At 40.7% G+C, this 16801-nt stretch carries 7 protein-coding genes; 2 read left to right on the top strand and 5 right to left on the bottom strand.

Going from position 1 to position 16801, the window contains the following annotated elements; all coding sequences use genetic code 11:
• Positions 1 to 2 precede the first annotated feature (2 nt).
• From bglX to ABTV71_RS19435, 5 genes are all read right to left on the bottom strand, one after another.
• Complete coding sequence (gene bglX / locus ABTV71_RS19455) at positions 3 to 2279, bottom strand: beta-glucosidase BglX (protein ID WP_121123775.1); 2277 nt, start codon at positions 2277 to 2279, stop codon at positions 3 to 5.
• Positions 2280 to 2474: 195 nt separating this feature from the next.
• A complete protein-coding gene (locus ABTV71_RS19450) occupies positions 2475 to 3860 on the bottom strand; it encodes a glucoamylase family protein (protein ID WP_433900754.1) in 1386 nt (461 codons plus the stop codon).
• Between the two features lie 70 nt (positions 3861 to 3930).
• The gene (locus ABTV71_RS19445) at positions 3931 to 5361 is read right to left on the bottom strand and encodes a RagB/SusD family nutrient uptake outer membrane protein (RefSeq protein ID WP_433900753.1); all 1431 of its coding nucleotides are present in this window, start codon (positions 5359 to 5361) and stop codon (positions 3931 to 3933) included.
• A 19-nt stretch (positions 5362 to 5380) separates the two neighbouring features.
• Positions 5381 to 8485 (bottom strand): SusC/RagA family TonB-linked outer membrane protein, encoded by a 3105-nt coding sequence (locus tag ABTV71_RS19440; RefSeq protein WP_433900752.1) that lies wholly within the window; start codon positions 8483 to 8485, stop codon positions 5381 to 5383.
• Positions 8486 to 8751: 266 nt separating this feature from the next.
• On the bottom strand, positions 8752 to 11574 hold the full coding sequence (locus ABTV71_RS19435; protein WP_433900751.1) for a triple tyrosine motif-containing protein: 2823 nt from the start codon (positions 11572 to 11574) through the stop codon (positions 8752 to 8754).
• A 384-nt stretch (positions 11575 to 11958) separates the two neighbouring features.
• Between ABTV71_RS19435 and ABTV71_RS19430 the strand changes: the two genes are divergently transcribed.
• Together ABTV71_RS19430 and ABTV71_RS19425 are read left to right on the top strand one after the other, a co-directional pair.
• Positions 11959 to 15060 carry a SusC/RagA family TonB-linked outer membrane protein gene (locus tag ABTV71_RS19430; protein WP_433900750.1) on the top strand — a complete coding sequence of 1034 codons (3102 nt, stop codon included), beginning with the start codon at positions 11959 to 11961 and terminating at the stop codon, positions 15058 to 15060.
• 115 nt (positions 15061 to 15175) lie between these two features.
• Complete coding sequence (locus ABTV71_RS19425) at positions 15176 to 16690, top strand: RagB/SusD family nutrient uptake outer membrane protein (protein ID WP_433900749.1); 1515 nt, start codon at positions 15176 to 15178, stop codon at positions 16688 to 16690.
• The last annotated feature ends 111 nt before the right edge of the window (positions 16691 to 16801 follow it).

Raw genomic sequence — 16801 nt, 5'->3', positions numbered from 1 at the left:
GCTTAAAGTAGTTTGAAGGAAACTTCCTTAACATCTCGACTATTGGGGCCAATGTAAATTTTAAAATCCCCCGGTTCAGCAACATAATTAAGATCATTATTGAAGAACTTGAGATCTTTAAGTTGAATATCAAATTTCACGGATCTGACTTCGCCTTTCTTCAGAAATATCTTTTGAAAACCTTTTAATTCTTTAACCGGGCGGGTGACAGAACCAACTAGGTCCTGGATATATAATTGAACGGTCTCCTCTGCGTCGTAATGACCTGTATTGCTAATATCAATGCGTGCTTGAATGGTACCGTCGTTATCCAATGTGTTTTTATCTAGCTGAATCTCTCCATAAGCAAAGCTCGTATAACTCAACCCGTAACCGAAAGGGTAGAGTGGGGAATTGCTAACATCTAAATAATTCGATTTAAACTTTTCAAAATCCCCGGAATTTCCATAAGGTCTTCCTGTATTTTTATGTGCATAATAAATCGGAATTTGCCCCACATTTCTAGGAAAGGTCGCTGTAATTTTACCTGAAGGAACAACATCACCAAATAGTACGTCAGCAACTGCTTTTCCTGTTTCCGATCCACCAAACCAAACATTTAATATTGCAGGTACATGAGCATCCTCCCAAGTAAGCGTAAGCGGTCTACCGGTAAATAAGACAAGCACGACTGGCTTTCCGGTCGCCAATAATGCTTTCAAAAGATTTTGTTGATTTTTAGGTATGTCCAGCTCGGAGCGGCTTGAGCTTTCTCCGGACATTTCTGAAGATTCTCCAAGCGCAGCAACAACAACATCTGATTGTTGAGCAATTTTTACGGCATCTGCGATAATTTCTTCTTCTTTCCGAGGATCTCTTACTATTGTACGCCCAAACATTGTCGCGTGCTTTTGGTAGGTAGAATCTTCCAGCAGATTAGTTCCAAGATGTGTGAGGATATTTACTTTATTACCCAGCACCGCCTTCATCCCTTCTACTAATGATGCTGTTTTCTCTAATTCTGCACTCACGCTCCAAGTACCCGGCATATTCGCTCCTGAATTGGCTAAAGGGCCAATGACGGCAACTGTGCCCGTTTTTTTTAACGGAAGAATCTGATTTTCATTTTTCAACAAAACGAATGATTTAGCGGCAATTTCTCTTGCTTTAGCATGATTGGCAGCCGAACCTATCACACTTTTTGCACGCTGATCATTACAATAACGGTATGGATCTTCGAATAGTCCTAATTTATATTTTGCTTCCAACACAAAACGACAAGCTCTGTCGATATCAGCGAGTTTAACCTTGCCTTCGTCAAGCGATTTTTTTAGTGTTGTGAGAAAACCTTCGCCCACCATATCCATGTCAATACCTGCGTTCAGGCTTAATGCTGAGACTTGTTGTAGATCGCCGAGGCCGTGCGCTGTGAGTTCATTGACCGCCGTATAATCTGTTACAACTAAGCCCTTAAAACCCCACTGCTTGCGTAGCACATCGGTCATCAACCATTTGTTGGCTGATGCGGGTACGCCATTAATATCGTTGAAGGAGGTCATTATACTGCCGGCTCCGGCATCTATAGCTGCTTTGTAAGGCGGTAGATATTCATTGTACATGCGATGGAGGCTCATGTCCGTGCTATTATAGTCCCGTCCGGCTTCTGCTGCGCCGTAGAGTGCAAAATGTTTGACACAGGCCATCATCGTGTTGTGTGCTGCTAAATTATCCCCTTGGAAGCCATGGACAATAGCCTCAGCAACTTTTGAACTTAGGTAAGTATCTTCACCTGCGCCTTCGGAAATACGTCCCCATCTCGGGTCTCTGGAAATATCCACCATCGGCGAAAATGCCCAATTAATGCCATCTGCTGTCGCTTCTTCTGCCGCTATGCGGGCAGATTGTTGAATTAAGCCCATATCCCATGTAGCTGCAAGTCCCAATGGAATAGGAAAAACAGTGCGGTAGCCGTGTATGACATCCATCCCAAAGATAATCGGGATATTGAGTCTGGACTGCTTGATTGCAATTTCTTGGGTCTTACGAATTTTGGATGGTGTACTCATACTAAAGATACCTCCAATCTGGCCATTTCGAATTTTAGCTTCCACGTCTGTGGAAACCGTTGTTCCAGTTGTCGCCTCGCCGCCGGTAACAAGATTTAGCTGCCCGATCTTTTCTTCGACTGTCATCTTGGCCATAAGCTGGTTAATGAACTCATCCATTTTTTGAGTTGACTGTGCGGGACTTACATGCCAGCCTAGAAATGCAAGAAGGAATGTTCCTACTACTTTTTTCATTGTATTATTTTTTTATACGTTATGAACTAAATATTTTAATTGAGCGCATAACACCTGATTTGGTTGCTGATTGTAATATTTATTTATAAAATAAGCTTGAGGTAGATTATCGAGCCCGTTGTTGATAATTTTATATTTTCGTGGGTGGAACCATTTTCAACGTGTGACAGATTAAAAATGATTCCAAATTAACCACTACTTTAGATAGGGACTCGTAAAACCAAGTTTTTTCAATCCCTGCTGAATCTCCGGTGCTTGCATGAATAAGTCCCAGATTTTTCCTGTTCTGTAGTTTTCGATCATGACAACAATAGGTCCCTGATCGATCGCGAGATAACGTTGCGGAAACCAGTTGGCAGTTTCGCTATAGGCATCATAGTAGCCATATTTGCCCCAAACTTTATCGCTCAATTGATTATTTAGGTATTGCGCAAATTGGATACTTTCGTGCGGAGTGTAGGGCATGGAAGACAAGGCTGCTGTTGGCGAGATTACGCCGGGATCGTTGTCCGGATGGTGTGCATCGTAGCCTTTGATGGAATAACTGGCTGTCCAGCCCCAGCCTTTGTCGGGCCCATAGCCTTTATAGCCTTTAGGGTTGAGCTTGGCATAAGCTAAATTTATTTTGACATGATTGCTGGTTACCTCCCAATAATCAGCATATTGATCTTTTAGGCCTTTTGGGCTTAATCCCAAGTAAGAATAGTGTTCCCAAAAAAGAGGGCCTACTTCGCCTTCTTTAGCATTCTGTTTAATTGCTAGCGGAATATCATATTTTTTAGCCGTGCTTTTAATCCCGCCAGATCTTGCCCATCCTTCATGGTATACACTGGGAGCAATAGGGTGGGAGGGAGAAGAAGCTGCCAAAATATAGGTAATCAAACATTCATCATACCCTCTGACTGGATGGTTTTGCTGAAAGTTAAATTTAGGGCTCCAGTGCCAATAAAGCACATTCTGTCCATTTGTATAGTGATTCCAATCGATTTCTTTCCAGAGTTTATCTGCTTTTTGTGCAACGGCTTTGGCCGCATCGCTTTTGTCCTTCAGGTACTCACGAACCGTCAGTAAGCCTTGTGCTAGAAACGCAGTTTCAACAATATCTCCGCCATTGTCTTTTTCACTAAAAGGCTTGGCTGTACCCAGTTCGCCATCATACCAATGTGCCCATGCGCCTTTGAATCGTTCGATTTTGCCCAAATAATTCATGATGTGATCCAACTTTTGAACCCCTTGTTCTTGGCTGATAAATCCACGTTCCATGGCGACAATCATGCTCATAAGACCGAAACCGCTACCACCGATCGTCACAACATTACGATCATTCTCAGGGTAGACACCGTCCATATGAATACGTTCACGTGCCAATCCCGATGTTGGTTCGGCACCTTCCCAGAAATATTGAAAGGTCTGTTGCTGGATATTTGTTAACAAAGAATCTTCATTGATAATAGGGTGGCTTATAGAATCACCGTTGGACGCATTCTCAGTACTGACGGAGGAAGTGTTTCGGCATGAACTGCTGAGAAGAAGGGCCAAAGCAATACCGGTTAGGTAAGTATATGCTATTCGATTTCTCATGGATATGTTGTTTAAAGTCTAAAAAATGTTCAAACGGCTAAAAGCCGTTTGAACGGAGTTATTTTTTGTGTTACCAGCCAGGATTTTGCGGCATTTCTGGCGTTTGGATACGTTGCTCTTCCGGAATCGGGAAAAGCAACATTTTATCCTGAAAAGTTTTTCCATTCGCGGCCATTGCAGTTTTTGCTTGTTGTGTTCGTATAAGATCGAACCAGCGATCATGTTCAAAGGCTAGTTCGAGACGCCTTTCCTTCCAGATTAATTGACGGAGCTGTGCCTGATCTGTAGTAGTTATTTCGGCTAACTTTACCCGTTTACGTATAGTGTTTAAAGCGTTTAAAGCCTCATTACTGTTTCCTAATTCGTTGGAAGCCTCTGCTAATATTAAGTAAATTTCACCCAACCGCAGGTAACGTACATTTTTATCTGTATCACCAGCTCCACCATTCGCCGAAGAATAAGCCTTTTCATTATACATTGGATTTTCCACTCCACTGTCAATTAGTCTACCATCGTAAAGGGTTTCACCTCTAAAAATAATGGTTGCATCCCGACGGATATTGTCTTTTTCGGCATTAAAAGCATCCAACAAATTTTGGCTTGGAATATTAAAGCCCCATCCTAGATTAACCGCACCACCACGAGGAGCTTGCACCTGGCTATATTGTTGGATACCGTGTGCAATGGATGTTCCGCGTGCTTGCCACTCAAATAAAGATTCAGGACCATTCTCACCTTCCAGTCTCCAAATTTTAGCATAATCAGTTTCTAGGCTGTACCCCCCAGAATTGATAACTGCTTTTGCTAGATCGGCGGCTTGTTGCCACTTCTTTTGATACAACGCTACTTTCGATAACAAACCTTGAGCCGCACCTTTTGTCGCTCTCCCCAGGTCCTTAGCTGCATAAGCAGATTTAATAGGCAGGTTGTTAATAGCAAATTGAAGATCAGCTTCAATATGAGCATAAACTTCGGCTGCGGGCTCTCTTTTGATATAGTCACGTTCTTGAATTGGTACATCTCCCCAGCCGCGTACCAAATAAAAATAGTTGAGTGCCCGAAGAAACCTAGCCTCTCCGATAAGTCTGTTTTTATAGGCCTCGTCGGTTAAACCATAACTTTCTGTATATTCGATGGCTCTCGTCGCGCGACCGATAGATTTATACCAGCGTGCCCACATCGATTGAAATGAACCGGCGGTGGATGTGTAAGTAAGATTATCCAATAATAATTTGTCACCTCCTGAATCTGTTGAGGAACTTCCTTTGTCCGCATTATCTGAAATCATTTCAGTTATACCTAAAAAAGAAAACGCATAATCCCAATCCGTAAACATACCGTACACACCGTTCACAAATTGCTCGGGAGTATAGACGGTTCCACTATCTTCTGCTTCAACGTTTTCTTTTGAAGGCACATCTAAAAATTTGCTGTCTTTGCAGGAATGTAATGTCAAACCGGCACTCAGCACGATCGCTATATAGAGTTTATTAATTTTCATGATGTTGTAATTTTAAAGATTAAAATTGCATGTTAAGTCCAAAAAGGAAATTGCGCGTAGTCGGATAAGCCGAAAGCTCTATGCCTGAAGTGAGGTTGGGACTGCCGTCACCAGCCAATTCTGGAGAGAAGCCACTATAGTTGGTAAACATAAATGGATTCTGAGCGGTTACATAAAGTCGCAATTTTGATTTTGAGTTATAAAGTTTATCAAAAGTATAGCCCACAGTAATGTTGTTGATGCGGAAGTAACTGCCGGATTCTAAGAAATAACTTGAAGCCCAAATTGCCCTTTCAGCACCCGGGTGGACGTTGGTAGAGCCGGGACCGGTCCAACGGTTCTCAAAAGTTGACAGCGCAATATTTTCTCCGCCATCAGTACGCGTACTTTTCATTCCGTTATAAATCTTATTTCCCGCAACACCATAACCCGAAATATTGAAATCAATAGCTTTGTAATTGATGCCAAGATTAATGCCGTATGTTGAACTTGGTATAAATGAACCAAAGAATTTTTTATCTCTTGTATCAATTACACCATCACCATTTTGATCTTTATATTTTAGATAACCTGGCTTAGCAGGTCCGAAGGAAGGATTATTCGCGATATCATCCGCATCCTGAAATACACCGATGGATTCAAACATCCACCAACCGTAAATTGGCTGTCCGACCCGTAACTGTTTCGTTATTTCGCCATTGTTCAAACTTCCACCAGTAGCACCATCATAAGTATGGACAACATCTGTTACTTTGTTGCTGTTATAGGAATAGTTGACACCCACGGAATAGCTAAAATCTGGAGATATACTTTTGTTCCAATTTAATGCGGCTTCAACTCCTTGATTTAATACCTTGGCGCCATGGGCATAATAGTTTTTTTCGTCTGGCGAAGAATAGATTGGGGTGACGTCTAGAATGGTATTGGTATTCTTTTTATGGTAATAATCTACAGATCCTGATAGATTATTGAACAGCGTGAAGTCAATTCCGAGACCAGCTTCCTTAGTGACTTCCCAGCTCAGGTCGACTGGTGGTGTTCCTTTTGCACTACCGTATACCATATTCTGTTCAGGGCCAAAAACATAATTGTAATTAGAACTTTCTGGACTTGAGAAAATATTATACACATTTAAAGGAATATTCTGGTTACCTAAATGTCCATAGTTTGCTCTGACTTTTAAGAAGTTGATCCAACTGATGTCTTTCATGAATTGTTCGTTGGATGCAGTCCAGCCAAAACCAAAGGATGGAAATGTTCCCCAATATTTGCCCGAGTTACGAAATACACTTGAAGCATCCCTGCGTACGGTTGCAGTTAAATAATAACGGCTGTCATAATTGTATTGTACTCGACCAAAATAAGAAGCTAGGGCTCTAGGCGTATAGTACGTCTGCAATGAAACGATGTCATAACCATCTGATTTTCCTTTTGCTAAATTGATATTCCAATACTGCTCTTGTTCTGGAACATTATAGCCCATTTGGCTATTCATACTGTTAATGTCATATTTTTCGCGAGACATCCCCACCACAGCTTCGATATTGTGCTTATCAAATGTCTTGTTAAATGTTAAGAAGTTTTCCCATGACCATCTGAACTGTTCAAGATTTTCGTATTTCAAACTGTTATCAGCGTAATCGGTATTCCCTGGCCTATCTCCTTTGTCTTTATAGAATTCACTTTCTGCTCGTAAAGGATTTGCATTGAGCCAACGATCTTTAATGTCAGTGAAGACACGTTGTTTTGAGTAGAATTTGTTTGCCCCAATGCGTGAATTTATTTTTAAATAGTCTGTAATTTTAAATTCACCTTCGAAGCTCCCCTGAAGTCGTAACGTATTTGTTCGTTCATTTTGTCTGAGAACCTCATAAACAGGGTTGCCAATTGTATTTAAATTTCCTATGGTTTGTCCACTTGTTCCATCTATACCAACTATTCCGGTATTTTGATTCACCCGGCCAATCCCATAACGGCCATTGGAATACGTTAAAGGAACTAATGGCGACTGTTTATATGCCGTTGTAAAAGCGCTATTGGGCTTTGGTGTAGCATTTGTCAAGGTTAAATTGAGATTTTGCGAAAACTTCAGCCTATTTTCTAAAAATTTATAAACATTGTTGTTACGTATCGTATTACGAACATATTTGGACCCATCCAGAATACCATTTTCAGTAAAGTTGTTTGCTGAAACAAAATAATCGACTTTTTCGGTACCACCAGCGATGTTTACAGCATTGTTAAATACCGATCCAGTCTTGATCAATTCGTCATACCAATCGGTGTTATTAGGCTGTTTTTCTTTTATTTCCCAATTGGTTATTCCAAGAGATTGCAAATTTTCATTAAAGTAGGTCCTGAATTGATCCCCATTGGCCATTTTTACACGATTGAGAATTTTCTTCATTCCAGCATAACTTTCGTAATTGATGCTAACAGTACCCGCTTTACCTTTTTTTGTGGTTACAATAATGACACCATTTGCAGCTCTTAATCCATAGATGGAAGCCGAAGAAGCATCTTTTAATACATCCATAGATTCAATATCCGAAGGATTGATATTATTAATATCATCTTGTGCGATACCATCAACTACATATAAAGGATTCCTTCCTGACAATGCGGTTCCCAAACCCCGAATAATGACATTTGGTGAAGATCCCGGTGCTTCATTGGCAACAATATTTAGCCCCGCGGCTTTACCCTGAATGGATTGCATGGCTGACATCGCGGGCTGTTTAGTGATGTCGGATGATTTTAAGGAGCTAATTGATCCCGTCAGGTCAGCCTTTTTTTGCGTACCGTAACCGATGACAACAACCTCTTCTAATGCTTTATTTTCATTCTCTAGAAAAACGCTGAGTTGCGTTTGGTTTCCGATGTATACCGTTTGTGTACGGTAACCTAGAAAGTTAAATACCAATGAATCGGTAGGAGAGGCATTGATCTGAAATTTCCCCGTTGCGTCGGTTTTTGTAGATACTGTTTTCCCTTTAATACTAATGGTGACCCCGGGCATGGATACCATGCTTGAGCCATCTTTGACTACCCCTTGTATAGAAGTTTGTCCATAGGCAACCGAGACGACCATGGATGTCAAAAATAATGCGGATAGATTCCTCATATCGTAAATTTTTGGTGTTTGTTTAAAATACAGTTGGTTATTTCCCTGGAGCAAATATGTTGATGTAGTACAACTTCGCCAAAATTTAACATTTTCACATCACTACTACACTGTATTTATGCTTTCTCAATATTGTTTTGAATTTATTTTAAAACTCTGTTTTTGAAATGTTTAATATTTTATTTCGCGTAAAAAAAAGAGCGCTTTAGTGTTGTTTTTACACTAAAGCGCTTGTGTGGTAATGATGTAGTCTTTGTAGCGAAATTTTAACGTTCCAACAGAAATTCGGACAAGTTTTTGTCAGTTGGTAGGCCTAATTTTTTGCGCAATCGGTAGCGTCTGATCTCGACACCTCGCGTACTGATGTTGAGCAGAGAAGCAATCTCTTTACTGGACATATTGAGCCGTAAATAAGCACATAGTTTTAAATCATTAGGAACAAGATCCGGAAACTCCTGCTTTAATTTTTTAAAGAAATTCTCATGTGATTCATTAAAACTTTTTTCAAAAATATGCCAATCACGATCGTCGTTATGGGCGTCTTCGATTAGCTTATTTATTTTTTTCAATTCGTCGGAACTGAGTCTGTTTCCTTCTGCATCTTTGAGCTGTTTGAGTTCATCATGTAGATTGTTTAACATTTCATTTTTATAGACGATATTGAGCGCTGCATTGGCCAGTTCCTTGTTCTTTAGGCTGAGCTGAGCTTCCAATTGTTGGTTCTTTAATTTAATCCATTCTTTCTCCTGTTGTTCGGCATCCCTTTCCAGAGCAATTTTCTTTTCTTCTAACCATTTTCGCTTCGCTTGAAACTGTCTTTTTCTTTCTCGTTGAAGATTGAAATTATAAATAAGATAAATCAATCCTGTAACCATCAAAATATAGCAGATTTTTGCCCACCATGATAGGTACCAGGGATATTGAATTGTAAAAGATATTGTCCGTACCTCCGAAGTCAAGCCGGTGTTGGTTCTGGCCCGTATCTTAATTTCGAAATCCCCATACGGCAAGTTTGTAAAATCTTGATAAGCTGTTTCACTCCAATCCGACCATTTATCCGAATAACCTTCTAAGTAATACTGATATTGTAATGGTGAAGAGGAGTAATAGGGGCTTGAGAAACTCACCCTGAGGTTATTCTCGGATGATGCCAGCCTAAGGTCTCCATTCGGTATAATCGTTTCTCCGGTTGTAAGATTGGTCAATTGAGCGATCTGAGGAGGAGGCAATATATATTTACGATCTTGACCTGAATTCCGATAGATAGCAAAACCATCATCCAACCCAATCAGATAGTAGTGATTTTCAATAGGAAGGATATTTTCATAATTATTCATCATGCGATCTTGCAAAGGGCTGAGCAGATTGGAATCTATCTTCAGTTTTCCTTTGCTATCAAAATCGACCTTGGCGATTTTTGTTTTCTGAATAAACCAATAGCTGTTGGTATTGATAGGGATAATCTTATTTGAATTTTTATAACTCCCTAAGGCATTGTTTAATTCATCGGAATAAGTAAAGCGCTTCACAATGTTGTCAAATTGCATGAATCCACTGTCCGTAGCGAAAACGAGATTATTTTCCAGGGTATAAATTCCAGTAAATCTTCGTTTAGCAGCAAGGCTGTCTTGCATTGATGTAAACTGAATGTGTGCTTTTTGGAAGCTCGGATCAAAATCAATTAACTGTACCTGTCCCCAATCCCCGATCCAAAATGAATGGTTGTCTTTTTGTGCTAAAAATCGAACAGGTTCCTTGATCGAAGAAAATTGCTGGACAAATAGAATCTGTGTGCCATCAAAAACAAATTTTGATAATCCAGTATAATTCCCCTGGAGAATATTCTTCGTTCCAAAAATAGGTTTGAATATCCACCCCCCTGTAATTTGGGAGATCTTTTCCAGTTTACCGCTGACCAATTTAAATGTTCCTTCGTTATGACCACAAATGAGGTCATCGCCAAAAATAGCCAATGTCCAGACTTGACCATTTGAATTGGGGACTTGTGTGAAATCTAATGAATTATAGTTGTTTAGACCCTTCCATTCACTGACGAATAAGCCCTTATTTGTCCCTAGGTAAATTTTCCCCCGGTAAATAATTGAAGTATACACCGTACCTATTTTGCCTACAAAGTCGGTGTAGAAAGATAAAGAAGAGTTGATTTCAATACGGTCAATTCCATTATCTAGCCCTACCCAGATATTTTGTTGTTTATCCTTTACAATACTAAGTACCGTATTGTTCTGTAAACCATTATTTTTATTGATATGTTGGACAACTTCTCCAGCTTTGTTGATAATAATCACACCATTTTGAATGGTGCCAAAAGCATATTGCCCATCGTATAGATAAATGCCGTTATTTATCTGAGATTGACTGAGGATGGTATTGGCCGAAATTGACCATTGTTTAATTATCCCGTTGGACGACATCAGATAAAGTCCATGTCGCGCGGTTGCTATTATTGAGTTATCCTTATCATAGGGTAATATCGCTAAAACATTTTTGTCCCGGAGGGTCTCCTTACCTTGTACAGGTACCAGTTTCCCAGCTTTGAATTCATGTAGACCACTAGGTAACTGTTCAAAGAAAAGTTGACCGTTGAGCTGATGGGGAAATAAGAACGGCTCGCCTTTAGCCGTCAGTGGTCTGATTTTATTATTCTCCCAGATATAGGACTTGGAAAAGGTATGGAAGAATACACGATTATCCTCCACAATAATTTTCCAGATTTCTTCATTTGGAAAATAAGTCTTATCCGCGACCAATTTGGATAGGCTATGATAAGTCATCTCACCAAAGGGTCCTGACGTCCAGTAACCAAATTCACCCCGCCCGCCTGTAAATACTCTTCCGGCTTTATCAACAGCAACACTTCGGACCATTGAATGGTTAGGAAGTGGGTACATCCGCCAGTATTGTCCGTCAAATCGTAGTAATCCTTCCGTATTGGCGCTAAAGATCCGTCCTTCTTGATCAATAGCCAAAGACCAATTCTGGTTGCCTGCCTTGTATTGACTTTTTTTGTATTGCTTTACAAACGGCGTGCCTGTGGGTATGATTGTCTGGCCATAACCAGTATTCATATTAAGAATAAAAAAAGCACAAAACCAAAAGATATAGTTAACGCTATATTTTTTTGATATCATTGAATCCCTCACTTTAAATTGATTTGAAAAGCAATATATAGATTTTATTGCAAATGGGAGAATCCGGGCCGCAGATGAATGTTATTATAGACATTCTAAGCTGTTTTTTTGATAAAATAGTCGAAATCGTTTTCGCATTTTTAATAGTATAATTCAGTGAAGTCTACTTGTTTTTTAATTACCTTGGAAACAAATAACCAAACAAAAGACAACTATGACTTGAACAAATCTTTAAAAATTAGATTTGGATTCAAACGAATTGCTCAAGGAGTGAATCCATCAATCAAAATGTAAACCCAAAAAACACTAAACAGTAAAATTATGAAATCAAAGCTTTTCGGAAGAGGGCCCTGTGCGCTTATTCCCTATGCTTCCATGGCAATATTTTTGTCACCGGGACTATCATTGGGAATAACTAAAAGCCAAGACAGAAGTACCCATCTTCAAATTAATCAGGAAGAATCAGAAATCAGAGGTAAGGTTGTCAACAAGGATAATTCTCCTTTGCAGGGGGTATCCATAAGTGTAAAAGGAATCCCCGATCGAAGTACCCAGACCAACGATAAAGGGGAATTTATAATTAAGGTACCTGCGCATGCAACTTTAACTTTTTCTTCCATCGGCTACGCCGGACAAGAAATTAAACTCGCCGCAAATCAAAAGACAGTACAGCTCACCTTACAGCCGAATGAGTCACTGATGGATGAGGTTGTCGTCGTGGGCTATGGAACACAGCGAAAAAGTGATTTAACAGGTTCCGTGTCTTCCATTAATGCGAATCAAATTAATGCATTCCCCTTGGCAGGTACTGCACAAGCTTTACAGGGAAGAGCCCCTGGGGTCTCAGTGACCAGCACGAATGGAGAACCCGGCAAAGCTCCTCGCGTACGGATTAGGGGCGGTAGTTCCATCAATGCGAGTAGTGATCCATTGTATGTGGTTGATGGTTTTCCCGGTAGTTCGGCACCCGCTCCCGAAGATGTCGAATCTATCGAGGTGTTAAAAGACGCTTCTGCAACAGCTATCTATGGCTCCCGAGGTGCCAATGGGGTGATCATGATAACAACGAAAAAAGGACGTTCGGGTAAACCTATTATTGAATTAAATAATTCCTTTGCTTCACAGAAAGTAGGGAAGCGCCTTTCGCTATTAAATGCGTCGGAATTTGCCTCCTATATTAACGATACCTATAAGAATGCTGGGAATAATAATCTACCATTTAAAGATCCAGGGGCCCTGGGTGAAGGAACCGACTGGCAGGACCTGATTTTTAGAAATGGAAACCAGTTGAATAATCAGGTCTCCGTGTCGGGAGGCAGTGACAATATCAGATATTATACTTCCGTCAGTCATTTTGGACAAAAGGGAACTGTGATAAACTCGGATTTTAGAAGACTTTCAGGGACTTCAAATTTAGAGATGAAGGTTTCTGATCGCATCAAAATCGGAACAAGACTGCTGTTTAACCGCAATAAATTAAACGGTGTAAGAACACAGGAAGGAAGTAGCGGAACGACAGGTGCGGGGGTGATCTCCGCAGCCCTGCGTTTTGAACCTACACAGGGAGTTTACGATGACGAAGGAAAATACACCTTGAAGCAGTTCGGTGACCCGCATGATAATCCGGTGGCTGCTGCCATGGAAAGGAAAAACGAAGTGATTACAGATCTGTTTCAGGGGAATGGATTTGTGGAGTTGGGGATTCTCAAAAATCTGATCTTTCGCAGCACCTTTGGTGTACAGGTCAGCAATCAACGTACAGGTAATTATGTCTCAAAAGAACTTGTCGAAGGCAGAAATTTCGGTGGAGTTGGATCGATCGCGGCACATAAAAACACCAATTTGATTAATGAAAACTTTCTGACCTATACGCAAACCATTCGCGAAGACCATAATCTGAATGCGATGGCTGGTTATTCCTATCAGAGTTCTAGAAATGAAACCTGGCAGGCCAATAATCGAAATTTCATTTCAGACAGCTTTAGTTATTGGAATCTAGGTGCTGGTTCCAATTATCAAAATGCATCTTCGAATCTTGAAGATTGGGTAATGTCTTCATTTTATGGACGTTTAAACTACAATTACAAAAATCGTTACTTTATTACTGCTACAGGTAGGTATGATGGTTCCTCGAAGTTTGGTGACAACAATAAATGGGCTTTCTTTCCTTCTGGGGCGCTTGCCTGGAACCTGAGTCAGGAACCATTTATGAAATCGATCGATTGGCTGAGCAATTTAAAATTGCGAACAAGTTATGGCGAAACCGGAAACTCTGAAATTGGTTCGTACCAATCCTTGGCTAGATTTTCACCTACCTTGACAACAATGGGCGGAAGTCCAGTTAATGCAGTGCGGCCGACCAATGTTGCCAACCCGAATCTGACTTGGGAAACGACCAAACAGACAGACGCCGGATTGGATATCGGTATGCTAAAGAGCCGAATCAACCTATCAGTAGACTATTATTACAAAAAAACGATCAATCTCTTGTATCAGGTGCCACTGCCCCTCTATTCAGGTTTTACTACGGCACTTCAGAATGTGGGAAGTGTACAAAACAAAGGTTGGGAATTTGGTTTGCAGACAACCAATCTCAACGGTGCCTTTGGATGGAAAACAGATTTTAACATCAGTTTCAATCGCAACAAAATTTTGCAGCTTCCAGGCGGCGAGATTCGATATAATACGATCCCGGGCCACATGCTTTCAACCGATTCACAGCTGCTACGTGAAGGTGAAGTACTCGGAGCATTTTTTGGATGGGTGACAGATGGAATTTATCAGCAGGGCGATGATTTTAGCGCACAACCAAATAAGAAGCCTGGAGATATTCGCTATAAGGATTTATTTGGGCGCGATAAAAATAACCAATTGACCGCCGGTGCAAATGGTGTTGTCAATGCTGACGACCGTACGATTATAGGCAATCCAAATCCTGATTTCACCTTCGGTTTTAACAATGATTTTAAGTATAAGAATTTTGATCTGAATATTTTTATGCAAGGAAGTTATGGCAATGATATGTTGAATATCACACGAATGGAACTGGATTGGATGGCCGGAAAAGGAAATGCTACAAAGGATGCACTGCGACGCTGGACACCAGAAAATACCAATACTGACGTACCAAGGGCAAGCTCAACCAACAATCCCGAAGTTTCCTCGCGCTGGGTAGAAGATGGCTCTTACCTCCGCTTAAAGAATCTTGCTCTTGGCTATAATTTTTCAGAAAAGTCACTCGAGAAAATTCATCTTAAATATTTAAGAATATATGTCAGTGCACAAAATATATGGACATGGACCAATTACACGGGTTTTGATCCTGAGGTAAGCTATCAGGACTCCAACCGGAATGTCGGATTGGATTACATGGGTTACCCCAACATTAAATCATATACCCTTGGCTTAAATCTAAGGTTTTGACATGACTAAGAACCGTCTAAGTAACATTAATGGTAGTTAAATAAAAATAAATAATCCGGGTGTGGCAATTTTCAGCTAAATGCTCGAAATAGACACCTGTTAATAATTCATGCTAATGAAAAAGATAACTATATATCGTATCCTACTTACAACGCTGTGTTTCACCAGCTTGTTTTCCTGTACCAAACTCAACGAGGAACCGGTAAGTATTTTGGATCCTAAACAATATTTTAAGACGGAAGCGGATGCAGAAGCTTCCGTGATGGGGATTTACGGATTGCTAGCCAATGCAGATTTTTATGGACGGCGATTGACCATGGTACTGCAATTGCTGGGTGATGACATTGATATTGCGGATATTGGTACGCAATCTAGTCGGATTCAGTTGAACAGTTTTACACACGACGCGAGCAATCAGGATCTACTCGCGGTATGGAAAACCGCTTATCTGGGCATTGGCGCTGCAAATGCCGCAATAGATGGTATTCCAGCCGTCACAATGAATGAGGCTAAAAAATCCGCCCTCATTGCCGAAGCGAGGTTACTTCGGGCGCTATATTACTATCACTTGGTTCAACTATTTGGGGATATCCCTTATATTGGTGAATTTGTCAGTGATCCAAGCAAGGTAATTGCTATCAGCAAAACTCCAACAGCAAAGGTGTATGACAATATCATCGCAGATTGTGAATATGCGATAGCGAATTTGCCAGATACCTATGCCAATAACAACAAAGCAAGACCATCCAAAGGTGCCGCTCAGACGTTGTTGGCTTCGGTCTATATGGTCTTGAAAAAATGGGATGATGCCGCTAAGATGGCTGAGGCTGTGATCAATGATGCAAACAAATACCAGTATGCTCTGGTCAAAGATTATAATAGCCTATGGGATGCCGATCTCGGTTTTCAGACTGAGCATGTCTGGGTAGTTGATTTTCTGGGGGGAATTACCGGAGAAAATGCATCCAACCAAGATTATACGGCGCCGATGACCGGTGTACGAGATGCTGATATGTTGGGATGGAGCGTTCTTGTACCATCAACCGGTGTATATGATAGCTTTTCTGACCAAGATTACAGAAAGAAAATTAGTTTTCTGACCGAAACACCGGTAAAGGGAGTGATGACACCTTATCAGAAATGGAAATGGCCACGTATACATACCGCAAAATGGTGTTTGCACCCGGGCTCTAATGCTGGAGCGGATGGTTCGGACTCTGATATCAAACACGTGATCTTTCGCTATGCTGAAGTTCTATTAATGGCAGCTGAGGCATTAAATGAAAGTAAAGGCGGACCGACAGAAAAGGCATATAGCTATATAAATGCTGTTCGGGCTAGAGCAAGGTATACGCCACAGGGCGTACAGCATTATCCTGCCGACCTGGCAACGGGTATGTCACAGACAGATTTTCGAAAAGCAGTGCAGGAGGAACGTCGTGTTGAGTTGGCTTTTGAATGGAAAAGATGGTATGATATCAAACGTTGGGGACAAGTAGTGGATGCATTTACTAGGCAGGGAGCCTATGAAAGCCAATCAAAAGTAAAAGATTTTCATGCACTGATGCCTATTCCTCAGGATGAAATCGCACGTAATACAAATTTACTGCCTCAAAATCCAGGGTATTAGAACAGCAGTACCAGGCTAATGTGACGCTAAATGAGAGGAAATATCAACTTATAAATAGGTTGATATTTTCTTTTTGAGTATAGACAGCGCATTTTTATACCATTGTCAGCA

This window comes from Sphingobacterium puteale, from assembly GCF_050986225.1.
Taxonomy (GTDB): domain Bacteria; phylum Bacteroidota; class Bacteroidia; order Sphingobacteriales; family Sphingobacteriaceae; genus Sphingobacterium; species Sphingobacterium puteale.
Note: the sequence above shows the minus strand (reverse complement) of the source record. Positions and strands in the feature narration are given on the sequence as shown.

What these genes read in the sequence shown, in the direction of transcription:
- ABTV71_RS19440 (WP_433900752.1), bottom strand. Translation starts at nt 8,485, where the DNA reads ATGAGGAATCTATCCGCATTATTTTTGACATCCATGGTCGTCTCGGTT.
- ABTV71_RS19450 (WP_433900754.1), bottom strand. Translation starts at nt 3,860, where the DNA reads ATGAGAAATCGAATAGCATATACTTACCTAACCGGTATTGCTTTGGCC.
- ABTV71_RS19435 (WP_433900751.1), bottom strand. Translation starts at nt 11,574, where the DNA reads ATGAATACTGGTTATGGCCAGACAATCATACCCACAGGCACGCCGTTT.
- ABTV71_RS19445 (WP_433900753.1), bottom strand. Translation starts at nt 5,361, where the DNA reads ATGAAAATTAATAAACTCTATATAGCGATCGTGCTGAGTGCCGGTTTG.
- bglX (WP_121123775.1), bottom strand. Translation starts at nt 2,279, where the DNA reads ATGAAAAAAGTAGTAGGAACATTCCTTCTTGCATTTCTAGGCTGGCAT.
- ABTV71_RS19425 (WP_433900749.1), top strand. Translation starts at nt 15,176, where the DNA reads ATGAAAAAGATAACTATATATCGTATCCTACTTACAACGCTGTGTTTC.
- ABTV71_RS19430 (WP_433900750.1), top strand. Translation starts at nt 11,959, where the DNA reads ATGAAATCAAAGCTTTTCGGAAGAGGGCCCTGTGCGCTTATTCCCTAT.